Annotated in this window: 2 protein-coding genes; both read left to right on the top strand. The window is 62.9% G+C overall.

What is annotated here, in order from left to right:
* Positions 1-49 precede the first annotated feature (49 nt).
* On the top strand, positions 50-2,872 hold the full coding sequence (locus MJD61_12295) for an N-6 DNA methylase (GenBank protein MCG8556049.1): 2,823 nt from the start codon (positions 50-52) through the stop codon (positions 2,870-2,872).
* 442 nt (positions 2,873-3,314) lie between these two features.
* Positions 3,315-3,691, top strand: a 377-nt coding sequence (locus tag MJD61_12290; protein MCG8556048.1) for a zinc-ribbon domain-containing protein, incomplete at its 3' end; no start/stop codon positions are given.

The following is a 3,691-nucleotide window of genomic DNA, read 5'->3' as shown; positions in this document are numbered from 1 at the left end:
TCGATCACGACCCCGGTAGGATGGCTGCGCGGGTGACATGAGCGCGAAGATGGCACTGCGGAGGTTCGCGCTCCGAACGGCTGCCGGGTATCGGGGGCGCGACCGGGCGGAGAGTTTCGCGCGTGATTTGATCGGGTGCTTCCCTGGGGCGCTGGACACGCGTGAAGGTGCGGGGCCGGTCTTCTCCCACTCGTTCCCGGTGGTCGACGCGGGCAAACGCGCCAAACGGAGCGTGAGTGCCTACTGGCCGGCTCGGCGGGTAGTGGTCGACGTAGTTGAGCGCGACATGATGTTGGACGCGGCCTGGAGCGAGGTGCTCCGCGCTTGTCTTCAGATGGAGTCCGAGCCGCAGTACGTCGTGCTCACGAATCAGCGGGACCTGCGCCTTTACGACCTGGCCAGGGATCGCTCGGAGCCTCGGCTGGGCATCGCCCTCGACGAAATCCCGAAGTACAGCGAGGCCTTCCCTTTCTTCGAAGCCGATTGGGTGCCGGGCGCGACGCCGAGGATCATCAACGTCGACAAGGTCAGCAAAGAAGTCGCTGAGCTCGTTGCCAAGGTGTACCGCGCGCTCAAGGCCAAGAACCCCGATCGCGGCGACGATGTGATCCGGTTCACCTTGCAGTGCATCGTCGCGATGTTCTCCGAGGACATCGGCCTCCTGCCCAAGGAGTACTTCACGACCCTCCTCTACCGGGCGGCCGAAGATGGCAATCCGGAGGAGAAGCTTGGCGAGCTCTTCCGCGCCATGAGCTCGGAGGAAAAGAACGACTCCGGCATCCCATTCTTCAACGGCGGTCTTTTCCGGGACCCGGCGACGCTGAAGCTCGGCGAAGCACCCGTACGCGCAATCACCAAAGCCGCGGAGGCCAACTGGACTTTCGTCGACCCGCACATCTTCGGATCCGTCTTCCAAGGCATCATGGACGACGACGAGCGGCACGCCAGCGGGGCTCACTACACGGCGCGTGAAGACATCATGAGCGTCGTCGGGCCGACGATCGTCGAGCCGTGGCGCGAGCGCCTTACAGCCGCCAACACGTTGAAGGAGCTGAAGAAGATTCTCAGCGAGCTCGGCAACTACCGGGTCCTGGACCCCGCCTGTGGAAGCGGCAATTTCCTCTACGTCGCATTTCGCGAACTGTACCGGCTGGAAACGGAGGCGCTTTGCCGGGCCTATGAGTATGCGTCTGCGCAGAAGGGCGAGAGCCAGGTTAGCTGGGCTTCGAGCATTCGGACGACCAACTTCTTCGGCATCGACATCAATCCCTTTGCTGTGGAACTGGCAAAGACGACCCTGAACATCGCCAAGAAGATTGCCTTCGAGGAGCGCAAGGCCACCGTGGTCGAGATGTTCGGCCAGGGATTCTTGGAGGTCGATCCGTCTTTGCCGCTGGACAATCTCGATGAGACTCTCGTGCGTGCCGATGCCTTGTTCACGGACTGGCCTCAAGCCGATGCCATCATAGGCAATCCACCCTTCCTGTTCGGCACTCAGGTGAGAGAAGAACTGGGCGATGCGTATCTGCGCAGACTCAGCGACCGGTTTCCGAGCGTCCGGGGAGATGTTTGTGCTTTCTGGTTCCGGATGGCTCACCAACGACTGCCGCCGGGTGGTCGTGCCGGCCTTATTGGGACAAGCGCAATCCGTTTTGGCGTGACGCGTGAAGTCGGACTCGACTTCATCGTTGCCAACGGAGGGACCATCGTGGAGGCCGTTTCATCGCGGCCCTGGCCAGGTGTGGCGACCGTCAACGTCAGCATCGTCAGCTGGGTGCGTGGTCCAGCTGAGGGCCCGGCGCGGCTTCACATTGGTCCGCGACGCCACCTGCTTGAGCGAATTCCGCCTCACCTTCAGCTCCACGCCGACCTGTCCGAGGCTCGTGATTTGCATCCGCCGACAGGCTCCACAACTGAGGGCATCAAGCTGGGAAGCCCCGGCTTTCAGATTGATGATCGCGGAGCCTTGGCAGAGCTGGTAGCCGAGGGGGCCGTCCGTCCTCTTGCTGCGGCAGGGGACCTTCTGGCGGGGCGCCCACCTCGGAACGTTGTGTGGCTGGCGGATATCCCCGATGAAGCATCCGCCATGCAGGCTGCGCCGCGGGCGGTCCAATTCCTCCGGGCGCGGGTGCTGAACGAAATCAAGTCACGCGCCAACGATCCGAAACGTCCCAAGCACTACGTCAGATGGCTGGAGCGCTGGTGGGAGCCTCTGGATCCCCGAAATGCATTTCGTCGGCTGACAACCCATCTGTCTCGGGTCGTAACCTGCTCGCAGGTGCAATCACGGCCGATCTTCGTGTTCATGTCGACGCGCTTCGTGCCGACGAACACTTTCCAGTTGTTCGCATTCCAAGACGACTACTCCTTCGGTGTCATCCAGTCATCGCTGCATTGGGCGTGGACCAAGGCCAAGGGTGGTCGACTCACGGAGCGGATTCGCTACACCTCAAAGGTCTGGAAGACTTTTCCATGGCCGCAGGAGCCATCGCAGGAGGAGGTCGTATCTGTAGCCGATGCCGCCCGCGCGCTGCGAGCTACGCGGGATCGCCTCATGGCGGAGAATGGTTGGTCGTTGCGCGCGCTCTACCAATCTGCGGAGGTCGCCGGGCCACACCCGCTCAAGGAAGCGCAGTCAGTTCTGGACGCTGCGGTAGAGCGAGCCTACGGCAAACCCAAGGATCAGGAGGCCGCGGAGTTTCTGCTGGAGCTGAACCTTGCCTTGGCTGAGGACGAGGTCGCGGGCCACCAGATCCAAGGCCCCGGCCTCCCGGCGGGCCTTGAGCCGAAGGACTATCGGTGGTTCAGCACAGATTGCATCGAGCCACCACCGCTTCCGATCGACGATGCCGTGGAGCAGGCGCATGGCTGACACGGTCGCCGACATTGCAGCGCTGGTTGAACTCTGGGATTCGGAGAAGAACGGCGAACCAGCTTCCAAAGTCCTGGCACGATCGCACAGAGCTGCGTGGTGGCGCTGCCAGGCCGGTCACTTGTTTCAAAGGAGTCCACGGCTTCTCAGCCGAAAGCCGGAGTGTCCCAACTGCGGACTCGATGGGGCCAGTCTTGCGGACACTCATCCAGCTCTCGCGAAGCGGTGGCATCCCTCCAGGAACAACGCGACTCCCGCCGACGTGAGTGCTTCTCACACCGCATCTCGATGGTGGGCTTGTGAAGAAGGTCACGCCTTCGAGCGCTCCCCGCTTCAGATGATGAACGACTCGACTTGCCCGCACTGCGCGCTCGCGGCGGACTCCCTGACTGCTCGCTTTCCCGAAATCGCCGCGGAGTGGCATCCGCACAAGAATGGTGAAATGACGGCCGAGCAAATCGAGCCGGACCACAAGATGACGGCGTGGTGGGTCTGCTCGAAGGGGCACGAGTTTCAAGCCACCGTCCGCTCCAGAACTCGGAGCCACGGTCGATGTCCGCACTGCTATGGAGCGTGGACGGTCGACAGCATCCGCAGCTTCGTGCAGTCGCTGCTCGGCCACGTCAATGTGCTCACCCCGAGCGAGATGTTCGCGCTGGCGATGCAGGCCGGGGCGCTTCGGGGCGCCGCCTCCACCGCGTTCGTCAAGGCGCTGACCACCGGCCGGTTTCCAACCGAGGAGCTGGAGAAGTTCGCCGCAGGCAAGCCGTCCCTGGTGGACGACTTCGCGGGCGATCGGGAGCTCACGCTGGAGCTCGT

Source organism: Pseudomonadota bacterium, assembly GCA_022361155.1.
Lineage (GTDB): Bacteria > Myxococcota_A > Polyangia > Polyangiales > JAKSBK01 > JAKSBK01.
Note: the sequence above shows the minus strand (reverse complement) of the source record. Positions and strands in the feature narration are given on the sequence as shown.

Excerpts from the sequence above, each read along its gene's own strand:
- MJD61_12295 (MCG8556049.1), top strand. The coding sequence starts at position 50 with ATGGCACTGCGGAGGTTCGCGCTCCGAACGGCTGCCGGGTATCGGGGG.